General features: G+C 58.8%; 20 protein-coding genes, 1 tRNA gene and 1 pseudogene. 6 read left to right on the top strand and 16 right to left on the bottom strand.

Annotation, left to right across the window (positions count from 1 at the left end; translation table 11 throughout):
* Window positions 1–15: 15 nt before the first annotated feature.
* The 4 genes from OPV09_RS02260 to OPV09_RS02245 all read right to left on the bottom strand — a co-directional run bounded on the left by OPV09_RS02260 (window position 16) and on the right by OPV09_RS02245 (window position 5,945).
* Window positions 16–963, bottom strand: coding sequence for a glycoside hydrolase family 43 protein (locus OPV09_RS02260; RefSeq protein ID WP_338680380.1), 948 nt, complete (start codon window positions 961–963; stop codon window positions 16–18).
* Window positions 964–988: 25 nt separating this feature from the next.
* Window positions 989–2,341, bottom strand: coding sequence for an MFS transporter (locus OPV09_RS02255; RefSeq protein ID WP_034752916.1), 1,353 nt, complete (start codon window positions 2,339–2,341; stop codon window positions 989–991).
* Between the two features lie 109 nt (window positions 2,342–2,450).
* Window positions 2,451–5,108: a TonB-dependent receptor gene (locus OPV09_RS02250; protein ID WP_338680378.1), complete on the bottom strand. Its 2,658-nt coding sequence runs from the start codon at window positions 5,106–5,108 to the stop codon at window positions 2,451–2,453.
* Window positions 5,109–5,633: 525 nt separating this feature from the next.
* Complete coding sequence (locus tag OPV09_RS02245; RefSeq protein WP_338680377.1) at window positions 5,634–5,945, bottom strand: DNA glycosylase AlkZ-like family protein; 312 nt, start codon at window positions 5,943–5,945, stop codon at window positions 5,634–5,636.
* 25 nt (window positions 5,946–5,970) lie between these two features.
* On the opposite strand from OPV09_RS02245, the pseudogene OPV09_RS02240 reads away from it, so the two are divergent.
* Window positions 5,971–6,381 (top strand): annotated as a pseudogene (locus OPV09_RS02240) (site-specific integrase); the annotation flags it as partial.
* Window positions 6,382–6,403: 22 nt separating this feature from the next.
* Here the strand turns inward: OPV09_RS02240 and OPV09_RS02235 are convergent.
* The 4 genes from OPV09_RS02235 to OPV09_RS02220 all read right to left on the bottom strand — a co-directional run bounded on the left by OPV09_RS02235 (window position 6,404) and on the right by OPV09_RS02220 (window position 9,190).
* Window positions 6,404–7,117 carry a hypothetical protein gene (locus tag OPV09_RS02235; protein WP_338680375.1) on the bottom strand — a complete coding sequence of 238 codons (714 nt, stop codon included), beginning with the start codon at window positions 7,115–7,117 and terminating at the stop codon, window positions 6,404–6,406.
* A complete protein-coding gene (locus tag OPV09_RS02230; protein WP_128140947.1) occupies window positions 7,114–7,530 on the bottom strand; it encodes a hypothetical protein in 417 nt (138 codons plus the stop codon). The genes OPV09_RS02235 and OPV09_RS02230 overlap by 4 nt, the downstream gene beginning before the upstream one ends.
* Window positions 7,527–8,636, bottom strand: a complete 1,110-nt coding sequence (locus tag OPV09_RS02225) for a hypothetical protein (RefSeq protein ID WP_181877948.1) — start codon at window positions 8,634–8,636, stop codon at window positions 7,527–7,529. Before OPV09_RS02225 ends, OPV09_RS02230 begins: the two co-directional genes overlap by 4 nt.
* Before the next feature lie 478 nt (window positions 8,637–9,114).
* Window positions 9,115–9,190: transfer RNA gene (locus OPV09_RS02220), tRNA-Arg, on the bottom strand.
* 199 nt (window positions 9,191–9,389) lie between these two features.
* Here OPV09_RS02220 and OPV09_RS02215 point away from each other — a divergent pair.
* Entirely contained in the window at window positions 9,390–9,950 is a 561-nt protein-coding gene (locus tag OPV09_RS02215) for a c-type cytochrome (protein WP_338680372.1), read from the top strand.
* A gap of 138 nt (window positions 9,951–10,088) precedes the next feature.
* Here OPV09_RS02215 and OPV09_RS02210 read toward each other — a convergent pair whose 3' ends face one another.
* The 3 genes from OPV09_RS02210 to OPV09_RS02200 all read right to left on the bottom strand — a co-directional run bounded on the left by OPV09_RS02210 (window position 10,089) and on the right by OPV09_RS02200 (window position 14,937).
* Window positions 10,089–12,164, bottom strand: a complete 2,076-nt coding sequence (locus OPV09_RS02210) for a M13 family metallopeptidase (protein ID WP_128140944.1) — start codon at window positions 12,162–12,164, stop codon at window positions 10,089–10,091.
* A gap of 301 nt (window positions 12,165–12,465) precedes the next feature.
* On the bottom strand, window positions 12,466–14,541 hold the full coding sequence (locus OPV09_RS02205; RefSeq protein WP_338680370.1) for a M13 family metallopeptidase: 2,076 nt from the start codon (window positions 14,539–14,541) through the stop codon (window positions 12,466–12,468).
* A 174-nt stretch (window positions 14,542–14,715) separates the two neighbouring features.
* Complete coding sequence (locus tag OPV09_RS02200) at window positions 14,716–14,937, bottom strand: hypothetical protein (protein ID WP_338680369.1); 222 nt, start codon at window positions 14,935–14,937, stop codon at window positions 14,716–14,718.
* A gap of 367 nt (window positions 14,938–15,304) precedes the next feature.
* Here OPV09_RS02200 and OPV09_RS02195 point away from each other — a divergent pair, with 367 nt between their 5' ends.
* From OPV09_RS02195 to ybaL, 3 genes are all read left to right on the top strand, one after another.
* A complete protein-coding gene (locus tag OPV09_RS02195) occupies window positions 15,305–16,747 on the top strand; it encodes a S41 family peptidase (RefSeq protein ID WP_338680368.1) in 1,443 nt (480 codons plus the stop codon).
* 197 nt (window positions 16,748–16,944) lie between these two features.
* The gene (locus OPV09_RS02190; protein ID WP_338680367.1) at window positions 16,945–18,066 is read left to right on the top strand and encodes a beta-ketoacyl-ACP synthase III; all 1,122 of its coding nucleotides are present in this window, start codon (window positions 16,945–16,947) and stop codon (window positions 18,064–18,066) included.
* Between the two features lie 210 nt (window positions 18,067–18,276).
* Window positions 18,277–19,989, top strand: coding sequence for a YbaL family putative K(+) efflux transporter (ybaL, locus tag OPV09_RS02185; RefSeq protein WP_034752902.1), 1,713 nt, complete (start codon window positions 18,277–18,279; stop codon window positions 19,987–19,989).
* Between the two features lie 57 nt (window positions 19,990–20,046).
* Here the strand turns inward: ybaL and OPV09_RS02180 are convergent, their stop codons facing one another.
* The gene (locus tag OPV09_RS02180) at window positions 20,047–22,092 is read right to left on the bottom strand and encodes an NADPH-dependent 2,4-dienoyl-CoA reductase (RefSeq protein WP_338680366.1); all 2,046 of its coding nucleotides are present in this window, start codon (window positions 22,090–22,092) and stop codon (window positions 20,047–20,049) included.
* 160 nt (window positions 22,093–22,252) lie between these two features.
* On the opposite strand from OPV09_RS02180, the gene OPV09_RS02175 reads away from it, so the two are divergent.
* Window positions 22,253–22,834 carry an SRPBCC family protein gene (locus tag OPV09_RS02175; protein ID WP_338680365.1) on the top strand — a complete coding sequence of 194 codons (582 nt, stop codon included), beginning with the start codon at window positions 22,253–22,255 and terminating at the stop codon, window positions 22,832–22,834.
* A gap of 2 nt (window positions 22,835–22,836) precedes the next feature.
* Here the strand turns inward: OPV09_RS02175 and OPV09_RS02170 are convergent, their stop codons facing one another.
* The 4 genes from OPV09_RS02170 to OPV09_RS02155 form a co-directional block, all read right to left on the bottom strand.
* The gene (locus OPV09_RS02170; protein WP_034752899.1) at window positions 22,837–23,292 is read right to left on the bottom strand and encodes a hypothetical protein; all 456 of its coding nucleotides are present in this window, start codon (window positions 23,290–23,292) and stop codon (window positions 22,837–22,839) included.
* A gap of 42 nt (window positions 23,293–23,334) precedes the next feature.
* Window positions 23,335–23,775 carry a DUF2721 domain-containing protein gene (locus tag OPV09_RS02165; protein ID WP_034752898.1) on the bottom strand — a complete coding sequence of 147 codons (441 nt, stop codon included), beginning with the start codon at window positions 23,773–23,775 and terminating at the stop codon, window positions 23,335–23,337.
* 112 nt (window positions 23,776–23,887) lie between these two features.
* Window positions 23,888–24,844 carry a prolyl aminopeptidase gene (gene pip, locus OPV09_RS02160; protein WP_034752897.1) on the bottom strand — a complete coding sequence of 319 codons (957 nt, stop codon included), beginning with the start codon at window positions 24,842–24,844 and terminating at the stop codon, window positions 23,888–23,890.
* A gap of 78 nt (window positions 24,845–24,922) precedes the next feature.
* On the bottom strand, window positions 24,923–25,405 hold the full coding sequence (locus tag OPV09_RS02155; protein ID WP_034752896.1) for an Lrp/AsnC family transcriptional regulator: 483 nt from the start codon (window positions 25,403–25,405) through the stop codon (window positions 24,923–24,925).
* Window positions 25,406–25,445 lie beyond the last annotated feature (40 nt).

The following is a 25,445-nucleotide window of genomic DNA, read 5'->3' as shown; positions in this document are numbered from 1 at the left end:
CGTCGGGTCCAGGTTTTACAGGGTCGATGAGCGGCCAAACACGGGCATGCCTTGCGCGTCCCAGCGCAACGGTTTGACAAACGTGTGGCGGTCCGGGTTCCACAAAGGGTCGCCAACGATTTCCGTGTAGGTGCGGGCATGGTACACCAGCAATACGCCATCGCCATCGCCGGCCGTGGTGAAGCTGTTGTGGCCGGGACCGTAAATGCCGTGCTCGTAGCAGGTGGCAAACACGGGCTCGGGCGACTTGGTCCACGCCGCTGGATCGAGCAGGTCGGCGGAGTCGTCGGCCCACAGCAAGCCCATCGCATAGTTTTCATCGGTGGCGCTGGCCGAATAGCTGATGAAGATCTTGCCGTTGCGCTTCAGCACGGACGGCCCTTCGTTGACCCAGAAGCCGCGGATTTCCCAGTCGAATTCCGGCTTGCTCAACATCACGGGCGGGCCGGCCAGCTGCCACGGCGTGGCCATCGGCGCGATGTACAGGTTCGAATTGCCCTCGATGGCCACATCTTTCTGCGCCCACAGGTAGTACAGCACGCCGTCGTGCTCGAACGTGGTGGCGTCCAGGCAGAAGGTGTCGATGCCCGTGTCGATCTGGCCCATGAATTCCCATTCGCCAATCAAAGGATTGGCGTTCGTATTGCGGATCGCATACATGCGGTGCTGGAACAACTTATGTTTGATCTCGCGGCTCGGCGCGGCGGCGAAGTACACATACCAGGCGCCCTGGTTGAAGTGCAATTCCGGCGCCCACACCAGTTCGCTGTACGGCCCCGTTTCCGGCTTGTGCCACACGTCGACCGTTTGCGCGTCGGCCAGGCCGGCGATGCTGTCGGCGCGGCGCAGTTCAATGCGGTCGTACTGCGGCACGGACGCCGTAAAGTAATAATAGCCGTCGCTGTGACGGTAGATATGCGGGTCGGCGCGCTGTTCGATCAGCGGGGTCAATATTTCTGTCATGTTATTTACTCCGTTCAGTTATTGCTTAGGCGGCCACAAAACCGCGCTTGTGCATTTCCGATTTGACACCGCTGTAGTACTCGTCGCTAATGCGGTACTTGAACATCAGCAAGCCCATCAGCAAGTGGAAGAAACCGGGGATGATCGACAGCATCAGGGCGATACCGTTCAGGGCGAATTGCGTTTGCTCATGGTTGGGCTGGTAGTCGAAATACGCGAGCAAAACGCCTACCAGGCCGCCCGCCACCGCCATGCCCGCCTTCTGGCACACGGAAATGCCGCCAAAGGCGAAGCCCGAGACGCGCTTGCCCGTCTTGACTTGACCATAATCGATGGTTTCCGCAATGGCCGACCAGAATACGGGCGCATGCAAATCCACGACAAAGGACAGCAGGAAATACAGGGCGAAGGCCAGCACGGTGTCGCTCGGTTTCACAAAGAAATAGATCGCCAGGCTGATCAGGGCGACGCCGATCTGTGTGTAGCGGAACAGTTTTACCTTGCAATAAAACTTGGTGATCCAGGTCGAGGCGATCATGGCCAGGATGGCGGCCACTACGCCCGTCGTGAGGAAGGCGGCCACCGTTTCCGTGCTGCCACCCAGATAGTATTTCGCGTAATAAATGGCGACGGAACCGCGCACCACGTAGCCGATGGTGCCCGTGACGCACACGCCGCACAGCACCAGCCACTGGTCGTTCTGCAGCAGCACTTTCAATTGGTCGAGCAGCGATTGCTTTTCCACCACGTGCACGACGCGCTCGGTGGTGGAGAAATAGCAGAACAGGAACAGGGCCACGCCCATGACGGCCATCACGGCCATGGCCGCCTGGTAGCCGACGGCCGGGTTGCCGCCGCCCCAGCGCTGCGACAGGATTGGCACGACGATGGTCACCATGAAGGCGCCGATCTTGGCGAAGAACAGGCGGTAGCCGTTGGCCGACAGGCGGTCCTGCGGATCGCTCGTCAGTCCGCTGATCAGGGAGATATACGGAATTCCCACGCCGGCCGTCATGATGGTCATCAGGATATACGTCGAGTATGCCCAGATCAGCTTGGCGTCATAGTGCCACTCGGGCGTGCTGAAGACAAAGAAGACGCTGACGCCATACGGCACGGCCAGCCACAGCAGGTATGGACGGTAGCGGCCCGATGCAAAGCTGTAGCGGTCGGTGATCTGGCCCATGACCAGGTCGGCAATGGCGCCGATGACTTTCACGGCCACGAACAGCAGGGCCAGGTCGGTGGTTTTCAAGCCATAGATATCGGTATAGAAAAAGGTAATGATCAACATCATCGACGAAATGACGACATTGAGCGCCATGTCGCCGGCGCCGAAGCCGACCTTTTCAACGGTAGATAATTTTTGCGTCTCCATGCTTTCCGTCCATTCTTTTTATGATGAATCGTGCGTGACTGCCCAACTGACAGGGGCGTTGCCGGCCGAAACCATGGCAACGCCCTTGATTTTTTACTGTGCGACCAAGTTACATTTTCCAGCGTAAAGAAAGACCCACTGTGCGGTCATAGCGGCGCGTGTCGCGCGGATACACGCCCGCAGTGTTCCAGTAATCCTTGAACTTGGTGTCGAGCAAGTTATTCCCATCGAGGGTCACGGTGAACTGGTCGTTGATCTTGTACGACAGCGAACCGTCAAGCTGGGCCGTCGGCGCCACTTTCAAGTCCAGGCCGGGGCCGCCCTGGTTGTAGCTGTCGATGAATTTCGAGCGCCAGTTGTAAGCCAGGCGGCCCGACCACGCGTCTTTTTCGTACAGCAGCACCAGGTTGTAGGCATAGCGCGACACGCCCGTGATGGCATGGCTGCCCGTCTCGTCATCGGTAGTGCCGCTCATGTAGGTACCGTTCGCTTGCAAGCCCAGGCCGCTCAACAGGCCAGGCAAGCCGTCATAAAACTGCTGGTAGCCAATTTCCAGGCCTTGCAGCTTGCCGGCGGCCGTGTTGTACGGGCGGTCCACGTCATAGGTCTTGCCGGCGATGGTTTCGCTGGAAATGCGTTGCTGGATATAACCGTCGAACTTGTGGTGGAACACGGTAGCCGTGACGGAACCGGCGGGCGCGAAATACCATTCCAGTGCCGCGTCAACATTGTCGCCCGTGACTGGTTTCAGATTCGGATTGCCGCCCGCGCCCGTCGCCTTCACCGTTTCCGTCGAGTTGACCAGGGCCACGCCCGGGTTCAACTGGGAAAAACCGGGACGGCTGATGGTGCGGCCGGCAGCGAAGCGGCCGACCAGATCCGAGCGCAGCTTGATTTTCAGGGCCACGCTCGGCAGCACGTCGGTGCTGGCCGTATCGCTGATGACAGGCGTGTAGACGCCATCTTGCGAACTGTTGCCTTGCAGGCTTTGTTCGGTGCGCACGACGCGCACGCCCAGGGTGCCATCGACGGGATAGGCGCCCAGCTTGAAGGCAACCTTGGCCTTGGTATAGATCGAGTACGTCTTTTCCGTATCCTTGAAGAACGAACCCGGGTCCATGGCGCGCGCCGCGCTGCTGCCCGTGACGGCTTCGCGGATGGTGCCCGTGTTATTGAGCAGGAAGCTGGCGCACGGCGTGTACCACTGCTTCAAGCCATAGTCGGGGCCGCCGCTGGACATCGGTTCCGACAGACAATTGAGGCCCGGAATCGACGTCACACTCTGGCGGCCGAACGGAAACGCGGCGCCGGACACGTCCGGTGCTTCCGCATTGCCCTCGAAACTCTTGATCGATTCGGCTTCGCGCTTCACGCCGCGCAGGCCGACGCTGATTTCCTTGAAGATGCCGCCCGCGCTCGGCGTGTACGCCAGGTCGGCGCGCACGTCGTTCGAGCTGCCCTGGTCCTTGCCGTAGCGGTCGAAGAAACCCTTCAGATAGTAGTTCGACGGGTCTTGCAAATCGCTGCCCGTGTAGTCCACGTGCAAGGTGCCGTTCTGGTTGGTATTGATGCGGGCATTCGGCACGACGGTAATCGCGTCGAGAATCGGGTTGCGCCAGGCATAGGTGCTTTTGGTGCTGGCCACTTCCGACGTGAAACGCCATTCCGGGTTGATATCCCACAAGCCGCCCACGGCAAATTGATGCGTCTTCGTCTCGTTCTTGTTCGCCTGCGTCGACATGATGGTGTTGACGTTGGTGGACGTGAGCGTTTGCAGCTGGTTGGTGCCAGGAATTTTTGTAGCCGACACGGGCGTGCCCCACCACGGCAAGCCGACAAAGTAATCGGACTCGGCATCGAGCAGGAAGCGCGTGGCCATGCCTTCCGCGTACAGCTCGACGTCGGCGTTCGGCCGCCATTGCAGCACGGCATTGGCGGTCGTGCGACGACGGTCGCCCTTGATCGGCAGCAAGCCCACCTGGTCCGGCCCCGTCAAACCCGGTGACAGGAAACTTTTATCCACAGGCGCCGTATTGAACGCGCGCTCTTCATGGTAGCGGTGCTGCTGCTGCGACAAGCCCAGCAGCGCGCCCACTTCGCCGATGCCCGTCTTCCAGCGGTTCGACAGCATGCCGCTGATGTTCGGGTCGGTGGCCTTGGATTTGTCGCTGTAGACGGCGCGCGTATTCACGCTGGCCGTGAAGTCCTTGAAATCGAACGGGCGGTTGGTGCGCACGTCGATGATGCCGGCCACGCCGCCTTCGACCTGGTCCGCGCCCTGCGATTTGTACACGTCAACGCGCTGCAGCATCGTGGCGGGAATGTCGGCCAGGTTGACATAGCGGCCCGTGGTGGTGAACAGTTCGCGGCCGTTGAGGAGGGTCGTGACATCGCGCAAGCCGCGGATCATGACGGCGCTCGCCTCGCCCGAATCGCGGCGGATCTGGATACCGGAAATGCGCGCCAGGGTTTCAGCCACGTTGTTATCGGGGAATTTGCCGATGTCGTCAGCCACGATGGAATCGATGACCTGGTCCGAGCGCATCTTGATCTGCTGGGAATTCTGCGCCGAGCGGCGCACGCCGCTGACGGTCACGACCGACACTTCCGCCGCCGGCTCGGCACTGGCATCGGCCGCCACCGCATCCTGCGCCCACACCGAAGCCGTGCTCAGCAAGCCAATACCGGCCAGTGCCGCAACGGCTGCCTTCAAGGTGAATGGACGAGGGGAAGTGGCCGCGAGCGGACCGGTGGCATTGCGCATCATGAATCTCCAGATATTGTATTGATATTTTTTGTATCGCTTGCATGTCGTTCGCATGCTCGGCGTTTATCTTAGGGGCTGGGCGATAATCTCTCCAATCAATTTTTCCACTGTTTCGATATCAATATTGATATCAGCGGCTGGAGGACTTTGGAGGTTGTAAACAGGCAACGGCAGGGGCGTCAGGGGCAAAAATGACGGGATTGATGCATACGGAAGTAACGCTGTGGGTCTGACAAAGTCGTACCCGACTTGGTGGAAGACATGCTCAGGGAAAACGGTAGTAATTACCCGATAGTCGCCGAGTGGGGCTTGTATATGCTGACAGATAGTGCCTTATCACAGGCTGACATCCTGCCTCGTCGAAGGCGACGACGCAGACATTGTTGACATTGCTGCAGTAACCCTCAGCCCAAACGGCCAGGATGGGCCGTTTGGGCTACGATACAGTTCAATCGACGGGAATCACATACGGATATCCAAAGATGTCCAAAGAAGTCCAAAAATAATCCAAAAATAGCCAAACCATTAAAGCGATGTCGTGCCATCATTTGGCACATAATATGCAGTGCGGCGCTCACCTCGCTGCAGAAGTTGGCCAGACTCTCGCAAACGTTTCAGCAAATTTTTCGCCTGCAGCGAAGTCAAGCGGCATAGCTCAGCCACCTCGGCACGCCGCACCGAACCATGTTGCTGTACATAGCTCAAAACCATTTGTTCCTGCTGAAGACCGCTGAATCCCATTTGCCGTGTATAGGCGGCTTTATCACCGTCAGCACGGTACAAACCAGCGGCCAAGGTGTACGTCCGGCCACGGGCCGTACCATGTGCCTGCGCCAATCCAACCTCAACGAGTGCCTCGAGGGTAGCTGTAGAAACAGGAATGCGGCGAAGTGAGCTAGCGTCTCTAACTTGGGAAGAAATTGATTTAAACAAACAAACAGCTCACTTGCCAACGGCAAAAACAAATGTTCCCCGCACAATCCCTTTGTCAAAAGCTGCAATAAAATCCTTGCGCGCCTTCGGCATAGAAAAAGAAGGTAGGTTGTTTGCACTAGTCGCAGAGTCGATGAGCCAAGCCTTTGAAAGTGCCTGCGAATCTCATCGGGGCAACATTAAAGGAGTTCGCTTTCAAGACCTACGACACGAGGCGACAAGTCGGCTCTTCGAAAAGGGTTTAAACGTTATGGAGGTTGCAGCTATTACCGGTCATAAAACGTTAGACATGCTTAAACGTTACACTCATCTAAGAGCAGAAGATTTAGCAAAAAACTTGATTGAATTTTTAATATCATCATCTATTTGGCTGGTTTCTCTGCAGCTTCCATTGAGTGAGCGGCAGCGAATTTCTTTGCCCCCCGCCCACTTTTATCCTTTGGAAGATGGTACAGAGAAATGGCAGTGTGACGGATTTTTATAGGCAGGCCCGTCGCCTCATGCTTATGCGTGGTAAAGAAAGCAAGCGGTCCACGGCGATTACACTCACTCAAAGAAAGATCAGGCAAAACCATACCCTCGACTTCCGTTCGCCATTCTTGCAAACAACCTACTGCATTGGCACGTTTTACATATGCCAAAATCCCGGCCTGAGCATGTAGCGGACTAGCATTTCGATAACGTGTAGTCAACTGCAACAACCCTTCTTTAAGCGAAGTATTAGTTGAGAATATTTTGGCTTCACCAATCCACGACCAAGTCGTTTTTTTACCCATCACCGTCAAATCCACATTCCCGCCCTGAGTCTGACCTTGGCGTGCATCAAACCCCGCCATAACTAACATATTGGCAAGCTCTTCGGTGATCTTATCTTCACCGATTGCGTCATCAAAGTATGATTGGGGACTTTTTTCTAACAACGCAAAAGCTTTATCAATACTATCGTAAACTGACTCAACGAATTCTTCGTAAGAGGAAACCCATTCTTTTTTTATAATATTTATAGCAAATTCACTAGTCGCAGCCATAGCGCCAAGCTCAGCTAAAGAGATTTCTCGTCCATGGAACTCCATCATTCGGAACTCCGAAGTGCAATCTTAGCGACATCCGATGGCAAGAAATACATAAAAATCTTTTTAGCGACATCCTCGTCATGCTGGCCAGTTAAAGGATTTATTTTTCCATCATATGCAGCACGTACTTGATCAGAATCCAAATCTTCAATGTCATCTTTTTCTATATACTCAAAGCCAGCATCTAACAAATTTATATGTGCACCACTGAAAAAATTAACAATATTCAAAATCACATCTGGAGCAGAAATATTTACGTTGTGTGCAATCTTAAAGAATTCTGAAACTGGGATATGCTTTGCATCCAAATGCAAAGATAAATATTCGACAACAACACGCCCGAAGTCAGCCTCTTGGCGACCACGCCAGATGCTCTCTAGTGCTTCTCTTACTTCGGTTTTGTTGTTGAATTTCACGGTTTGCTAGTAAATGTCATGAGTCTATTAAGAGTCCGTTCAAAAGATGATATTTGATGCGCTTTAACATAGCAGCCGTGCAAAGTCGGATCTTGGGATGCCAACTGACTGATGAGTCCATGTAGTTTTACGGTACCAACACCGTCAGGCGCTTTAAAGTTCCACTCGGCTTCTAATTCATAAGGCTTGATGTCCTGCCCTACAGCTTCCATACCCGCCTGGTGAAAAATTTCATCTCGGAGATCATCATCATCGCGGGTCATTCTTTCTCGCTTAATTGACCCAGTTAGAGTACGGAAAGCTAAAAATACAACCCGCCCCTCCTTTGGCTCCGTATAAATCGCTGACATCGCAGGAAAAAGATTATCAGGAGCTTTTGCACCAAATCCCACAAAATCAGAAAAATGTAATGCTCCGGAAGTCAAAATCTCCATAGGACGATCTTCGAAGCGTGCCCCAACCAATTTAGAAGGCTGATCAACAGATATTTCAATTCTTTCCAACTGACGACGTACTGTAATTACATCATACGACTGATAATACGTCTTTCTTACCGTAATAAGTCTATCAATTCCGTCATAAGCTTTTTTCACCAAATCAGATAATTGATTACTCTCATAAACATTCCGATCATCAAAATATCCGGCAGCACAGAAAACTAAAGACACATCGCCATTTGGAAAATTTCTAATTTCGCATAATGTTGGCGAACTAGGCGCAGCACGTATAGATTTTAGATCAAGTGGTAATGGATATTTTTCACTAAATTCTGATTTTAGAGGCGTAGATTTTTCTATAGCCTTTAAAAGCGAATCGATAAATGACTTCTCAACACTATAGATCTGGACATAACGCTCTCCAGCTATGATGGTTTCATCAAAGAAATCACTCAAGAACTTGCGAAGACGACTCCCTTCAGGCGTTGCCTCCTCCGCATTCGACGCGAGAGCTTTCCAGCCTAAACCAACCGGCAGCTTCGCTTGCTTGAGCGCCGTACGTAAAAGTGTCCAGTTGACTTTAGACTCTAAGGCAGCCACCAACTCAACAGTTGGATAACCAGCTACCGGAACCTCCACAGGTACCTGCGAAACCATGTATGTTGCCATAATTTTTACTGTCCTCTGCATTGTGACACTTGCGAGACCTCAAGCGCACACGATATTGCGATAACAACATCTCATTGCCAACTAAACAATTCAATATCTTCTCACAAATATGTCCCAGCGGAAAGTCTAATTAATTACAAATAACACCAAATAAAACGAGGTGTTCAGATAGTCGCATGACTTGTCCATCACTTGCCATACTCCCACCGCACAGTGCGCGTAGATGCTAATGCCGCGAACTAATCGAGGTCACTAGACCCTAGATGATGAACTTAAGAGACTGCAGCGCCACGTGGACTACACTCGTGAACACTCATTAAAGCCGACCTAGGTCACCACATTGTGCCAAGTACTTGAATTTCTGTGCCTATGTGGTGGCACAATTTTGTGCACAGTGAGTGTGCCAAAATGCGCAAAATAACGCATTAAATTGCAAACCAATGCAACAGCTAAGTAGTTGATTTTTTTAGGGGAAAACTGGTGCGGCTGGCGGGGATCGAACCCACGACCCTTGGCTTCGGAGGCCAATACTCTATCCACTGAGCTACAGCCGCGTAGGGGGAATTTCTGAAGTGATGCGAAGGATACCGTTTTTCTTTACCTACGTCTACGGAAACTGTCGTATCGCTGGCAATTGCATGTCACTGCTCAATTTTTGTGCCTATAATTGTGGGTTTCATAAAGGTTTACATCCAAGCATGTAAAAATGCTACCTTACACGGCCATCAGTTTCAAATCTGGACTAAGGACATCATGAGCGACGCACATAACGAACAACAATCAGCGATCAAAACGCCTAAACAATTGCTTGCCGCCGTAGCTGGCTTCTTCCTCGTCACCGTCATCGGCATCATCCTGCTGGTGCAGTTCGTCACGGCGCAAAAACTGACGGGCGCCGGTACGGACAGCCAGTCGCCGGAAGCCATTGCCGAGCGCTTGAGTCCGGTTGCCAATGCTGGCTTTACCTTCAAGGATGCCAGCGGTCCGAAAGTGCTACAAAGCGGCGAAGCCGTCTACACGGCCACCTGCGTGGCTTGCCATGGCGCCGGCGTGGCCGGTGCACCGAAATTTGGCGACGCGGGCGGCTGGTCTGCCCGTCTGGCCCAGGGCTACGATACAGTCCTGAAACACGCCATCGAAGGCTTGCGCGCGATGCCGGCCAAGGGCGGCAATCCGGACCTCGACGATGTGGAAGTGGCGCGCGCCGTCGTCTACATCGCCAACGCGTCGGGCGGCAAGTTCAAGGAACCGGAAGTGCCGGCACCGGCCGCGGCCGCTGATGGCGCTGCTCCTGCAGCCGAGCCTGCCAAATAATTCAGCCAGCGCGCTGAACCAGGAACCGCCCGGATGGGCGGTTTTTTTTCGTCCGCAGTTTGTGCCAGATTACACGGCGTAAAAAAGCCGCCCGGCTTGATAGCGGGGCGGCTCGGTGCTAGTGCGTCAGCACTGCTGTTACCACATGATGACGCGGTCTTTCGGCGGCAGATACATCTTGTCGCCCGGTTTCACGTCGAAGGCTTGATAGAAGCCGGGCTGGTTGCGCATGGTGCCGTTGGCACGGAACTGGCCTGGCGAGTGCGGGTCCGTTTTCAGCAAGACCAGTTGCTGCGCTTCACGCATCTTCATGCGCCAGACTTGAGCAAAGCCCGCGTAGAAGCGCTGTTCACCCGTGAAACCGTCGATGACGGGGGCTTTCTTGCCGTTCAGCGACAATTTGTATGCTTTGTACGCGATTGCCACGCCGGAATTGTCGGCGATGTTCTCGCCCAGGGTCAGTTCGCCGTTGACGAAGTGGCCTTTCACCGGGCTGAAGCCGTTGTACTGCGCCACCAGCTGCTTGGTTTTCTTGGCGAAGTTTTTATGGTCAGCCTTGGTCCACCAGTCGCGCAAATTACCGTCGCCGTCGTACTGGGCGCCCTGGTCGTCGAAGCCGTGGCTGATTTCATGGCCGATCACGCCGCCGATGGCGCCATAATTGACGGCATCGTCCGCGTTGGCGTCGAAGAACGGTGCTTGCAGGATGGCGGCCGGGAAGACGATTTCGTTCAGCTCAGGATTGTAATAAGCGTTCACGGTCTGCGGCGTCATGCCCCACTCGTCGCGGTCGATCGGCTGGCCCAGCTTGTTCAGCTCGCGGTTGTAGTTGAGCAGGTGCGAACGCTGGATGTTGCCGATCAAGTCGTCGGGCGCCACCGTCAGGCCCGAGTAATCGCGCCATTTGTTCGGATAGCCGATCTTGGTGGTGAACTTGGCCAGCTTGATTTGCGCCTGTTTCTTGGTGACGGGGCTCATCCAGTCGAGCTTGTCGATGCTTTGCTTGTAGGCCGTCATCAGGTTTTTCACCAGCGCTTCCATGCGCACCTTGCGCTCGGCCGGGAAATACTGCTCCACGTACAGCTGGCCCACGGCTTCACCCAGCGCGCCTTCGACGGCGCCCACGCCGCGTTTCCAGCGCGGACGCATTTCCGTCACGCCCGTCAGGGTAGTGCCATAAAACGCGAAGTTTTCGTCGACATACGCTTTCGGCAGGTAGCCGGCGTTCGCGTGCAGCAAATGCCACTGGAAGTATGCTTTCCACGTTTCCAGCGGCGTCTTGTTGGCGATCTCGGCAAAGCCCTTCAGGTAGCTGGGCTGGCTGACGATCACATAATTGACCTTGCCGGCGATACCCGTGTCCTTCAGGTAGCGGGCCCAGTCGTAGCCTGGCGCCACGCTGGCCAGTTTCGCCAGTTCCACCTTGTTGTAGGTTTTGACGGGGTCGCGGTTCTGCACATTGCTCCATTGCGCCTTGGCCAGTTCCGTTTCCAGCGCCAGGATAGCCTTGGCATTGGCGGCCGCGTTCGCGTCGCCAGCCAAGCTCAGCATTTTCTCCACGTGGGCCAGGTATTTGGCGCGCGTATCGGCCTTGCCTTCTTCCAGGTAGTAATCGCGGTCAGGCAAGCCCAGGCCGCTTTGCACGATGTCGGCCACGTATTTGGTGGAATCCTTGGCGTCCTGGTGGATGCCGAAGTCGTAAGGCGAGGTCACGCCCAGCTTGCTGAAATGGGCGATCACGGCCGGCAATTCCGCCTTATCCTGCAGCGCGGCGATCTTCGCCAGCTCCGCGTTCAAGGGCGTCAGGCCCAGGCTTTCCAGCTTGGCTTCATCCATGAAGCTGTTATAGAAATCACCGATTTTCTGGGCATTCGAACCGGCCGCGCGTGCCTTGTCGGCGGCAGCGCCTTCGACGATGCCGCGCAGCTGCGTTTGCGTATCGTCGGCCAGCTTGGCAAAGCTGCCCCAGCTCGACTTGTCGGCAGGAATGACAGTTTCCGCCAGCCATTTGCCGTTCAGGTGCTGGAACAGGTCGTCCTGCGCGCGCACGGCAGGGTCGACGTATTCGACGGCGATGCCCGACGTCAGCGCCGCAGCGGCGACGGCCGTGGCGGGAGCGGCGGCGGCTTTCTTGGCACTATCAGCGGCGCCAGCCATGCCGGACACGCCGGCCAGCAAACTCAGGGTCAATGCACTTAACAAATAACGATTCACGGTTGTCCTCTATATTGTATTGTGTGGAATATAAGGGTCAGAAGGCCCAGGGCTTCTGGCCCGGTTTTTGACTGTAGCATACCGGCCGAAATGACAGAAAGAACTTTGGCCAGAATGCAAAAAAGACCACGCAAGTGGTCTTTTTTGTTGTGACAAGATAACGTTTACATGGCGTAGGTCGGCTTAGCCCAGAGGGCGTAAGCCGACAACATTGTTTGCACCGGCGGTATCGTCGGATTACGCGCTTGCGCGCCTCGGCGGCCCCGCTAATCCGACCTACTTAGCTAAATCTCAATGGCACTTACCAGATGATCACACGGTTTTCCGGCGCGACATACATCTTGTCGCCCGGTTTCACGCCAAACGCTTCATAAAAACCTGGCTGGTTGACCATGGTGCCATTGGCGCGGTACTGGCCCGGCGAATGGGGATCGGTCTTGATCTGCACGATCTGCTGCGCTTCGCGCATCTTGCTGCGCCACACTTGGCCAAAGCCCATGTAGAAGCGCTGGTCGCCCGTCAAACCGTCCAGCACGGGCGCCGGCTTGCCACCCAGCGAGATTTTATAGGCTTTATAGGCGATCGCCACGCCCGAGTTGTCGGCAATGTTTTCGCCCAGTGTCAGCGCACCGTTGACGTGGTAGCCAGGCAATGGGCTGTAGCCGTCGTACTGCTTGGTCAGCGCGTCGGCCTTGGCCGCAAAATTCTTGCGGTCGGCCGGGGTCCACCAGTCGCGCAGGTTGCCGTCGCCATCGGACTGGCTGCCCTTGTCGTCGAAGCCATGGCTGATTTCATGGCCGATGACGGCGCCGATGGCGCCATAGTTGACGGCGTCATCCGCGTTGGCGTCAAAGAACGGCGGCTGCAGGATGGAGGCGGGGAAGACGATTTCATTCATCGTCGAGCTGTAATAGGCGTTCACCGTTTGCGGCGTCATGCCCCACTCTTCGCGGTCGATCGGTTTGCCCAGCTTGGCCACCTGGCGCGCGGAGCCGAAGTTGGCGGCACGCATCATGTTGCCCACCAGGTCGCCCGGGACGATTTGCAGCTTCGAATAATCGCGCCATTTGTTCGGATACGCGATCTTCGGCGTGAACTTGGCCAGCTTGGCTTGCGCTTCCTTCTTGGTCTCCGGGCTCATCCAGTCCAGGGTATCGATGCTGTCCTTGTAGGCGGCCAGCACGTTTTTCACCAGTTCCTGCATGTGCGCCTTGCGCTCTGCCGGGAAATATTGCGCGACATACAGTTTGCCGACGGCTTCGCCCAGCACGCCTTCGACGGCGCCCACGCCACGCTTCCAGCGCGGCTGGTTTTCCGTCACGCCGCTGAGTACCGTGCCGTAAAAGGCAAAGCTTTCATCGACGAAGTTTTTCGACAGGTAGCTGGCATAGCTGCGCAGCAACTGCCATTCGAAATACGCTTTCACGGTGTCCAGGTCGGCGGACGCAAGCACCTTGTTGTAGCCGGCCAGGTAGCTTGGCTGGTTGACGATGACGTAATCGACCTTGTTGGCGATACCGAGCGCGGCCAGGCCCGACTTCAGGTCGTAGCCCGGGGTCAGGTCGTTCAGCTTATTGATGTCGGTCTTGTTGTAGCGTTTGACGGGGTCGCGGTTCTCGACCTTGGTCCATTGCACTTCGGCCAGGGCCGTTTCCAGCGCAACAACCGCCTTGGCGCGCGCCGCGGCGTTCTTGTCGCCGGCCATGGCCAGCATTTTTTCCACGTGCGCCTGGTATTTTTCCTTGACGCCAGCCTGCTTGGCTTCCAGGTAGTAATCGCGGTCTGGCATACCCAGGCCGCTTTGGCTGACATATGCCGCATATTTCGTCGAGGCACGCGCATCCTGGCCCACGTAGACGGCATAGGGAGTCGACACGCCCGTCTGGCTCAGGTGGGCGATCAGGGCCGGCACGCCTTTCTTGTCGCGCAGCGAGCGGATGCGGTTCAGTTCGCCGGCCAGCGGCTTCGTGCCCAGCGCATCGAGCTTGGCTTCATCCATGTAGCTGGCGTACAGGTCGCTGATTTTCTGCGCTTCGGAACCGGCCTTCTTGTTTTTGTCCTGTTGCGTCGATTCGATGATGCCGCGCAATTGCGGCGTCGTGTCATCGCGCAGCTTGGCGAACGAACCCCAGCTCGACTTGTCGGCAGGGATCTCGGCCGTCGCCAGCCACTTGCCGTTCAAATGGGTGAAGAAATCGTCCTGCACGCGCACGGCGGGGTCGATGTACTGCACATCGATGCCGGAAACGACGCCAGCGGCGGCAGGCGCGGCGCCTGAGGCCACGGTCGGAGCGGCAGCGGCGGATACGGGTTCGGCGGCATGGGCAAACGCAGCCAACAGGGTCAGGGTCAGACTGCTCAAGAGATAGCGATTCACGAATTGTCCTTATGGGGCATGTCAAAAAGACCGGGCAGATAGCTGCGGGCGGATAGCCCGCCGCGCCAGGCGCTGCAGGAATGTAGCACGCGCCGCTCAGTTCGGCCAAGCTCAAGGGGCTTTCATTGTCCAGTCCGGCGAGCATGGCGTGGGCTGGAACAGCGCATGCAGCGTTTATCCATACAGATAAAGCAGGTCGTCGATCAGCGTCAGTTCCTGTTGCGTGAACTGCGTGTTGTTGAACTGACCGATAGCTTCGAGCACACCTCTAATCGGCACTTGCCGTGACGGATCCTGAACGATGTCGATCAGCAGGCCGGCATCAGGATCCCGCCCCCTCAGATACTTTTCAATCAGCGCTTCGAGCGAGACACGTGCCTGCAAATCAGTTAACATTTTTTATCTGCTGGGAAGAAAGAAGCTCCAGTCTAAATGAGCCGGAGCCCGCGGATAAAAAAAAGCCTGCGTCCGCGGACGCAGGCAAAACCACTTCGGGTCGAGAATGCGAGTCCACTATAGGGCCGCCGCACACGCTTTTTTTCGACTCTTACAAATGCTTACTCCCCTCAAGACTCCCTATACATCGCATACAAAACCGCAACATATGGCAAGCTGGCAGCCCCGTTTTCGCGCGTAGACTGGACCCAGGCACGCTTTTTCTACGGCCGGCCCACGCCGGCAGAGATTCAGGTCTATACTTTCAACAAAGCGCCGCTCCACGGGGACTGGCGCTTGTGCAAGACACGCTAGCTGCAAAGGTGCAATGATGGGCAAACTCAAAAATACCGGCTTGATCGGCCTGGGCGTGGTGGCCGGCGTCGCCGTGTCGCTGCAATTTTCCGCCATGGCGCAAAAGACCGTCGAGCCGCCCCTGCCGCTGGAAGAGCTGCGACAGCTGGCCGACGTGTTTGGCCTGATCAAGTCCGATTACGTCGAGCCCGTCGAAGACAAGAAACTGCTGGAAGACGCCATTTCCGGCATGGTTGCCTCGCTCGACCCCCATTCCGCCTACCTGGACAAGAAAGCCTACGCCGAGCTGCGCGAAGGCTCCGAAGGCAAGTTCGTCGGCCTGGGCATTGAAATTGGCCTCAGCGAAGACGGCTACATCAAGATCGTCTCGCCCATCGAGGATTCGCCCGCCTACCGCGCCGGCATCAAGGCCGGCGACCTGATCACCCGCCTCGATGGCCAGCCCGTGAAAGGCGTCAGCCTCGACGACAACGTCAAGCGCATGCGCGGCGAACCGGGCACCAAGGTGTCGCTGACCATTGCCCGCAAGGATGAAGCGCAGCCGCTGGCCTTCACCATCACGCGCGAGGAAATCCATCAAAAAAGCGTGAAGGCGAAGATGGTCGAGCCGGGCTACGCCTGGCTGCGCGTGTCGCAATTCCAGGAACCAACCGTCGACGACATGGCCGCGCAGATCACGGCGCTATATCAACAAGATCCGAACATCAAGGGCATGGTGCTCGACCTGCGCAACGATCCGGGCGGCGTGCTGCAGGGCGCCATCGGCGTCTCGGCCGCCTTCCTGCCGAAGGACGCGGCCATCGTCTCGACCAACGGCCAGCTGCCGGACTCGAAACAGGTGTTCTACGGCCGCGCCGAATACTATACTTTCCGCTCGGAAGGCGACGCGCTGGCGAAATTACCGGCCGCCATCAAGAAAGTACCGCTGGTGGTGCTCGTCAACACGGGGTCGGCCTCGGCCTCGGAAATCGTCGCCGGCGCCCTGCAGGATTACAAGCGCGCCACCATCATCGGCACGCAAACCTTCGGCAAGGGTTCCGTGCAAACCATCCGCCAGCTGACAGCCGACACGGCCGTCAAGCTGACGACGGCCCGCTACTACACGCCGAACGGCCGCTCGATCCAGGCCAAAGGTATCGTGCCCGACCTGCTGGTCGATGAAAATGCGGATGGCGACGGCTTGAACGGCTTGCGCATCCGCGAAGCGGACCTGACCAAGCACCTGAGCAACGACCGCGACAAGGAAAGCACCAAGGCCGCCCCCGTCAACGACGAGATGGAAGAGCAATTGCGCATCATCGCCCTGGAAAAGACCCGCAAGCCGCTGGAATTTGGCAGCAAGGACGATTTCCAGTTGCACCAGGCGCTCAATCACCTGAAGGGCTTGCCGGTGCAACTGGCCAAGACCGAACCGGTGGTGGTGCAGGCCGACGTCAAGAAAGAGCAGAAGAAGTAAGCAGTTTGGGGTCAGACCCGGCGGGTCTGACCCCATCACACGCAATACCCCCAGCACCGCTCCACGCGACAAAAATCAATCTTCCGCCACACATCGCCCTGCCCCGCAACACGAAACTCTCTACAGTCGAGCCTGTTTGTGTAAAATTTGCTTCACTTATCGGCGCCACGTCGATTGCCAAATTTGAAAGTTTAACCATGAAACAAGTCGTCATCAGCGGTACCGGACTGTACACGCCGCCATTTTCGATCTCCAACGAAGAGCTGGTCACCTGCTTCAATGCCTACGCGGAAAAGTTCAATGCCGACAACGCCGACGCGATCGCCGCAGGCACGGTGACGGCGCTGGACCTGTCGAGCGTGGCCTTCATCGAAAAGGCGTCCGGCATCAAGTCGCGCTTCGTGATGGAAAAGGAAGGCATCCTCGATCCGGCGCGCATGGTCTCGCGCATCCCGGAACGGGGCGATGACGAACTGTCCCTGCAGGCGGAAATGGCGGTCGCCGCCGCGCGCGACGCGCTGGCGCGCGCCAGCCGCACGCCAGCCGATATCGACATGGTGCTGGTCGCTTGCAGCAACATGCAGCGCGCCTACCCGGCCATGGCCGTGGAAGTGCAGGATGCGCTGGGCATCGATGGTTATGGTTTTGACATGAACGTGGCGTGCTCGTCGGCCACCTTCGGCATCCAGCAAGCCGTGGCAGCCGTGCAAAGCGGCCAGGCGCGCGCCGTGCTGGTCCTGAATCCCGAAATCACCAGCGGCCACCTGAACTGGCGCGACCGCGACAGCCATTTCATTTTCGGCGACGCCTGCACCGCCATCATCGTCGAAGCGAAAGACACGGCCGTGTCCCAGCACCAGTTCGAGATCATCGGCACGGAACTCAAAACGCGTTTCTCGAATGCCATCCGCAACAATTTCGGCTTCCTCAACCGTTTTGACGAGTCCGGCGTGGGCCAGGCCGATAAACTGTTCCGCCAGCAAGGCCGCAAGGTCTTCAAGGAAGTATGCCCGATGGCGGCCGAGATGATCAAGGCGACCTTGGCCAAGGCCGGCGTGGAAGTGGCGCAAGTCTCCCGCTACTGGCTGCACCAGGCCAACCTGAACATGAACCTGCTGATCGCGCGCCTGATCCTGGGCCGCGACGCGCAAGCCAATGAGGCGCCCGTGATCCTCGACACCTACGCCAACACCTCGTCGGCCGGTTCCATCATCGCCTTCCATAAATATCAGGATGACATGGCGGCAGGCAGCACCGGCGTCATCTGCTCGTTCGGCGCCGGCTATTCCATCGGCTGCGTGGTCGTGCGCAAGCTCTGAGCGCATGGGTGTAACATCGCCTGACTCCTGAATTAGGCGATGTTCAAGGTGGATAGGCATGCGTTCGTGGCCACCTGGACGAAGATATAGCACAGGTTTTTTGCAATAAAGCCGCAGGAAATTTTCCGGCAGGGGCTTTGATGCGTTTATACTTGGTCGCTGAGCAACATCTTTTTCTACCCGCACGTCCCCATAAGGAACCCCACACGCATGCCCCATGACATCAGCCTGATCACCACCATCGCCGCCGCCCTCGGGTTCGGCCTCATCTTCGGCTTCATCGCCGCGCGCCTGAAACTGCCGGCACTGGTCGGCTATCTGGCCGCCGGCATCATCATCGGACCGGCCACGCCCGGTTTTGTGGCGGATGCGGAAATAGCGGGACAATTGGCGGAAATCGGGGTGATGCTGATGATGTTCGGTGTCGGCCTGCACTTTTCCATCGAAGATTTATGGGACGTGCGCAAGATCGCGCTGCCCGGCGCCATCCTGCAGATCGGCGTCGCCACGGCGATGGGCATGGGCCTGGCCCACTGGTGGGGCTGGACCCTCGGTGGCGGGCTGATCTTCGGCCTGGCCCTGTCCGTGGCCAGTACCGTGGTGCTGCTGCGCGCGCTGGAAGAGCGGGGCATCCTCGACTCGCTCAATGGCCGCATCGCCGTCGGCTGGCTGGTGGTGGAAGACCTCGTCACCGTGCTGGTGCTGGTGCTGCTGCCGGCGTTTGCCGGCGCGCTGGGCGGCAAGGTCGCTCCTGGCGCCGAATCCGTCAGCCTGTGGCAGACCCTGGCCGTGACCCTGGGCCAAGTGGCCGGTTTCATCATCTTCATGCTGGTCGTCGGCCGCAAGCTGTTCCCGTGGATTTTGTGGCAAGTGGCGCGCACCGGCTCGCGTGAGCTGTTTACCCTGTGCGTGATCGCCGCCGCCGTCGGCATCGCCTACGCTTCGACCAAGCTGTTCGGCGTGTCATTCGCGCTGGGCGCCTTCTTCGCCGGCATGGTGCTGCGCGAGTCCGAACTCAGTCACCGCGCCGCGGAAGAGTCCCTGCCCCTGCGCGACGCGTTCGCCGTGCTGTTCTTCGTTTCCGTCGGCATGCTGTTCGAGCCGAACATCCTCATCGACAAGCCCCTGCAAGTGCTGGCCGTGTGCGCCATCATTATCTTCGGCAAGTCGATCGCCGCCTTTTTGCTCGTGATGGCGCTGCGCTATCCGCCAAAGACGGCCATCATCGTCTCGGCCAGCCTGGCGCAGATCGGCGAGTTCTCGTTCATCCTGGCCGCGCTGGGCCTGTCCCTGGGCCTGATGCCGCAGGAAGGCCAAAGCCTGATCCTGGCCGGCGCCATCCTGTCGATCGCCCTCAACCCGCTCGTCTTCAGCATGGCCAAGCCGCTGCTGCGCGTGATGAACAACAGCGATTTCGCGCGCAAGTTCGAACGCACGACCGACCCGCTGGCCGAGCTGCCGATGACGGTGCCGCAGGAAAAACTGTCGGGCCAGATCGTGCTCGTCGGCTATGGCCGCGTGGGCCGGCGCATCGCCGCCGCCCTGATGGAGCGGGGCATCCACTTTGTCGTGGCCGAGGAAAACCGCGAAATCGTCGACCAGCTGCGCAAGCAGGGCATTCCGGCCGTGGCCGGCAATGCGGGCGAACCGGCCGTGCTGATCCAGGCGCACATCACGCACGCCACCATGCTCGTCATCGCCACGCCGGACACCTTCCACGTGCGCGCCATGATCGAGACGGCGCGCGCGCTGAACCCCGCCATCCTGACGGTGGTGCGCACGCACAGCGAAGAAGAGGCGGAATTGCTGCGCGCGGAAAACGCGGGCAAAGTCTTCATTGGCGAGCACGAGCTGGCCAATGGCATGGCCGAGCACGTGCTGCAAAGTTTTGAGACGGCGAAGAAGGGGCATGGCGGGCATTAAGCCAGCGCCCTTTCCGTCCAGCAAGCCTGCCCTCTACCCAGCCGGCAGGCTTTCTTTTTACAGGCTGGCGGCCAGCTCCGCCCCTTCCCGTATCGCCCGCTTGGCATCGAGTTCCGCCGCCAGCGCGGCGCCGCCGATTTTATGGAAGCGCGGGCCTCCCGACGCCAGCGGCTTGCCATCCTTGTCGACTGGCGGCATGAGTTCCGTGAGACTATCCTGCCCCGCGCAGATGACCACGTTGTCCACCGCCAGCAGGCGCTGCTCGCCGCCCACGGTGATATGCAAACCCTGCTCGTCGATCTTGTCGTAGCTCACGCCAGCCAGCATGGCCACGCCGTTTCTCGCCAGCGCCGCGCGGTGCACCCAGCCCGACGTCTTGCCCAGCCCCGCGCCCACTTTTGACGTCTTGCGCTGCAACAGGAAGATTTGCCGTACGGGATGGGGCGCCACGGGCGGCACCAGGCCGCCACCGGTCGCCGCGTTCAAGTCCACGCCCCACTCGCCCGCCCACGTCGCCACGGCTTGCGGCAATGGATGCGCCGGGTCGTGCAGCAGATACTCTCCCACGTCGAAACCGATGCCGCCCGCGCCGATGATGGCCACGCGCGCGCCTACCGGTTTCTTGGCTTGCAGCACGTCCAGGTACGACAGCACCTTCGGATGGTCGATGCCGGGAATGGCCGGCAGGCGCACCTTGATACCTGTGGCGACGATGACGTCGTCATAGCCGCCGGCCAGCAATTGCTCGCGCGTCACGCGCTGGCCCAGGCGCAGCTTGACGTCCAGCAGCGCCAGCCTTCGCGCAAAATAGCGGATGGTTTCTGTGAATTCTTCCTTGCCGGGAATCTGCATGGCCACCTTGAACTGGCCACCCACGCTGTCGCTGCTGTCGAACAGGGTCACCGTATGCCCGCATTCGGCCGCCACGCAGGCGGCCGACAGGCCGGCCGGGCCCGCGCCGACGACGGCCACCTTACGCGGCACGGCCTTTTTCGCGTACACGAGTTCCGTTTCATGGCAGGCGCGCGGATTGACGAGGCAGCTGGCGCGCTTGTTGGCGAACGTGTGGTCGAGGCAGGCCTGGTTGCAGCCGATGCAGGTATTGATTTCGTCGGTGCGTCCCGAGGCCGCCTTGGCGACAAAGTCCGGGTCGGCCAGGAAGGGGCGCGCCATCGACACGAGGTCGCAGTCGCCCCGCTCGAGGATGGCGTTGGCTTCGTGCGGCATGTTGATGCGGTTCGAGGCCACCACGGGAATCGTCACTTCGCGGCGCAATCGGCCCGCCACGGCAGCAAACGCGGCGCGCGGCACCGAGGTGACGATGGTGGGCACCCTCGCTTCATGCCAGCCGAAGCCCGTATTCAAAATCGTCACGCCAGCCTGCTCCAGCGCCTTGGCCACCGCCACCACGTCCTCCCAGGTATTGCCGCCCTCGACCAGGTCGAGCAGCGAGTGGCGGTACATGATGATGAAGCTGGGGCCGACGGCGGCACGGATGCGGCGCACGATGTCCACGGGCAGGCGCATGCGGTTTTCGATCGTGCCTCCCCAGCGGTCCTGGCGCAGATTCGTGCGCGCGCACAGGAACTGGTTCAATAAATATCCTTCGCTGCCCATCACTTCGATGCCGTCATAGCCCGCCTTTTGCGCCAGGCGCGCGCAGCGCACATAGTCGCAGATCGTGCGTTCGATGCCACGCTCGCTCAAGGGACGGGGACGGAATGGCGAGATCGGCGATTTCTTGGCCGACGCCGAGACGACGAACGGCTGATAGCCATAGCGGCCCGCATGCAGGATCTGCATGACGATCTTGCCGCCCTCCTCGTGCACGGCGCGCGTCACCTTGCGGTGGTTGGGCACGTCGCCGAGGAAATTCAAGGTTCCGCCAAACGGCAGCAGCCAGCCTTGGCGGTTCGGCGAGATGCCGCCCGTGACGATCAGCCCCACGCCGCCGCGCGCCCGTTCGCGGTAAAAGGCGGCGAGCTTGCCATAATGATAAAAGCGGTCTTCCAGGCCCGTGTGCATGGACCCCATGATGACTCGGTTGCGCAAGGTGGTAAAACCCAGGTCGAGCGGGGCCAGCAGATGGGGATAGGCAGTCATGGTGATCGGTCCGGTAGAAGTGGTTGCAGGCCGTACGGTAGCAAGCATTGCCGATCGCCGCAGCGACTTTCTCTAGACCGGGAGTTCTAAATCGCCCGGCGCAGCGGCCGGCGATGGGTACAGCTTGTGCAGGGCGGTACTTTCCCGTAGGCTAGCTGGCATGAAGCGACTCTTCCTCTGCCTGCTGATGCTGTGCGCCGTCCCCGCTACCGCGCTGGCACAGGCGATACGCCTGGACAAGCTCAAGGTCGAGGTCAAGCGCATCGAGGTCGACGGGCAGCGCATGTATGAAGTCGATGCCAGCGCCAGCGTGCAGGCGCCGCCGGCGTCCGTGTGGAAGACCCTGACCACTTACGAGCGCATGAGTGAATTCGTGCCCGACCTCAGCTCCTGCCGCGTGCTGTCGCGCAACGGCAATGAAGTCATCATCGAGCAGCAGGGCATGGCGCGCTTCCTGTTCATGAACCACCCCATCCATCTGGTGGTGCGGGCCACGGAAACGCCGTTGACGTCCATCGACATCGCCCTGATCTCCGGCGACATGCGGCATTACGAATCGCGCTGGAATTTATATCCCGTGCCCGAGACGGGCGGCACGCGCATCGTCTTTTCCAGCCGGCTGATGCCGGGCTTCTATGTGCCCGGCATGCTGGGCACGACCATGATACGCGGCGATATCGAGCGCATGATGGCCGCCGTGCTGGCCCGCATCGACAGCCAGTACGCCGATAAATCCGGCTAAAATTACGCCAAGTAGGTATCGCGGTCGCGGATTTCCGCGAAATTTTCCAGGCTGCCCAGCTTCACCGTGACGGGATTCAGGCTGGCCTGCGGCTGCATTGAGCGCCAGGCGAACAGCCATTCCTGCTCGGGCGCTTCGGCGCGCGTCTTGGTAAAGGCGGCGCCCAGGGCGGCGCGCTGGCCGTATTCGACCAGGCCATCGATGCCTGCCCAGCTGGGCAAGGTGCGCTGCACGGCGCGGTGCAGGCGTTCGCCGAATTCTTCCGTATTGTGGATGATCAAACAAGCGTCGGCCGGAGCGAACAGGTCGAACAGTTGCTTGTCCCACACTTGCGAAAAGCTCAGGGTCAAACAATTGCCCGCAGGCGCCAGGCGAAACTGGCCCAGGCTCAACGCCAGCTCGAGTTCGCTGCGCTGGCCGTAGCGGTGCAGGGTGGGGGGACGTTTGTAATCGTGCATGCTGGACTCGTTCTTCAATAGTAGGGTAAACCGGCGCGCCGCTTAACGTGGCGGGCGGATATGGCGCCGGATGCGCTGGGCCGTCGCGGCCAGATAAATTTCGCGCAGTAAATAAATAAAACAGCCGATCAGGCAAATCACGGCCAGCACAAAGAAGGCCGCGATGTATCTGTCCAGGGTCAGGTTCAGAATATCGCCCAAAAACAGCATGGCGATGATGACGCAGACGAAGAAACCGCACGCCGTGCTCAGCGAAATCGAGTAATTGATCAGATGGGTACGCCGATACAGGGTATCTAGCTCATCCATATAGAAATCGTTGTAGCCGATGTCGAGCCGGTCTTCCAGCACGCGCGTGCGGTCGATGATGCGGCCCAGGCGGTTGGTCAGCACCACCAGCATGGTGCCGATACCGGTCAACAGGAAAACCGGCGCAATCGCCAGCTGGATGATATGGCCGATGTCGCCGATCTGTATGTTCATGGATAAAAAGTCGTGGGTTCACACCGGCGCCCGACCGTGGCGCCAGCACAGGCCATAGTGTAGCAGGTGGCGCACGCCGGCTGGCCGCTTTGCCAACCGGCATGTTGCAAGATCATGCGAAGCCGCGTCCCGGTACGAAGCGCTCGGTGGCGCGTACCAGCGCCGAAGCGATGCCGTGCTCGAGCGCGCCATGGCCCGCGTCCGGGATCATTTCCAGCTGCGCGCCTGGCCATGCCTGCTGCAGGCGGTAGGCCGACAGCGGCGGACAGATGGCGTCGTAGCGTCCTTGCACGATAACGGCCGGCAAATGCGCGATGCGTCCCATGTTGCGGATCAGCTGGTCTTCCTCGAAGAAACCGAGATTGGCCATGTAATGCGATTCAAGCCGGCCCACGCCCAGGTCCAGCGCATCGTTCGGCGCATCTTCCGGTTGTGGCATCAGGTAGACGCGGCGGCCTTCGAAGCGGCTCCAGGCGCGCGCGGCCGGCCAGTACACGTTTGGATCGCTGCTGAGGATGCGTTGCACGTAGGCCGCCAGCAGGTCGCCCCGCTCTTCCGGCGGTATCGGCGCGGCGAATTCCGCGTACAGTTCCGGATAGAACCAGCGCACGCCTTCGATGAACCAGTCGATTTCCGCCTGCGTGCACAGGAAAATGCCGCGCAGCACGAAACCGAGACAGGCATCAGGATGCGCCTGGCCATACGCCAGCGCCAGGGTCGAGCCCCAGGAGCCGCCAAACACCAGCCATTGGGCGATGCCGAACTGGGCGCGCAAGCGTTCGATGTCTTCGATCAGCAACTGCGTCGTGTTGTTGCGCCATTCGCCCAGCGGCGTGGACTTGCCGGCGCCACGCTGGTCGAACAGGATCACGCGGTAGCGCTGCGGGTCAAAAAAGCGGCGGTGCTGCGGCGACAGGCCCGCGCCGGGGCCGCCATGCAGGAACAGCACGGGAATGCCGTCGGGATTGCCGCACTCTTCCCAATAAATGGTGTGGATGTCATCGACCGCCAGCATGCCGTGCCGGTTCGGCGACAGGGCGGGGAACAAAGGAGACAGGGAATCGGGCATGGCGGTCCTTGGAGTGGCGGTCAGGGCGCCAGGCACGAGTCCTGGCAACTGTTCCAATTATAGTGCGCGCCCGGCGCCTCAGGCCAGCAGCAAAGGCAGGCGGTTCGACGACTTGATTTCGCGCATCGACAGGCTGGACTGGATTTCCGCCACGCCAGGCAGGCGGCGCAGCACGGTCGAGACGAATTCGCCATACGCTTCCAGGTCGCGCGCCACCACTTGCAGGAAATAATCGGCTTCGCCCGCCACGTTGTGGCAGGACAGAATTTCGGGAATCGTCGCGATGGCTTGTTCGAACTGCGACGGCTGCTCGCCGCCATGGTTGGCGAACACGACCCGTACGAACGCGACCAGGCCGATGCCCAGCTTCTTGCGGTTGAGCAAAGCCTGGTAGCCGGTAATAAAACCTTCCTCTTCCAGGCGGCGCAGACGGCGCCAGACGGGGGTTTCGCTCAGTTTCAAGCGCTCGGCCAGGCGCGCATTCGACAGCCTTCCTTCATCCTGCAACAGCCTGAGTATCTGCAAATCGGTGGCGTCGAGGCTAACTTCTGAAATTTTCATCTAATTTTTGTTTTTATACGAGTGGAATCTACCCGAATAC

Origin of the sequence: Janthinobacterium sp. TB1-E2 (assembly GCF_036885605.1) — a bacterium.
Taxonomy (GTDB): domain Bacteria; phylum Pseudomonadota; class Gammaproteobacteria; order Burkholderiales; family Burkholderiaceae_D; genus Janthinobacterium; species Janthinobacterium aestuarii.
The sequence above is the reverse complement of the archived record's forward strand: the minus strand, read 5'-3'. Positions and strand labels throughout refer to the sequence as shown.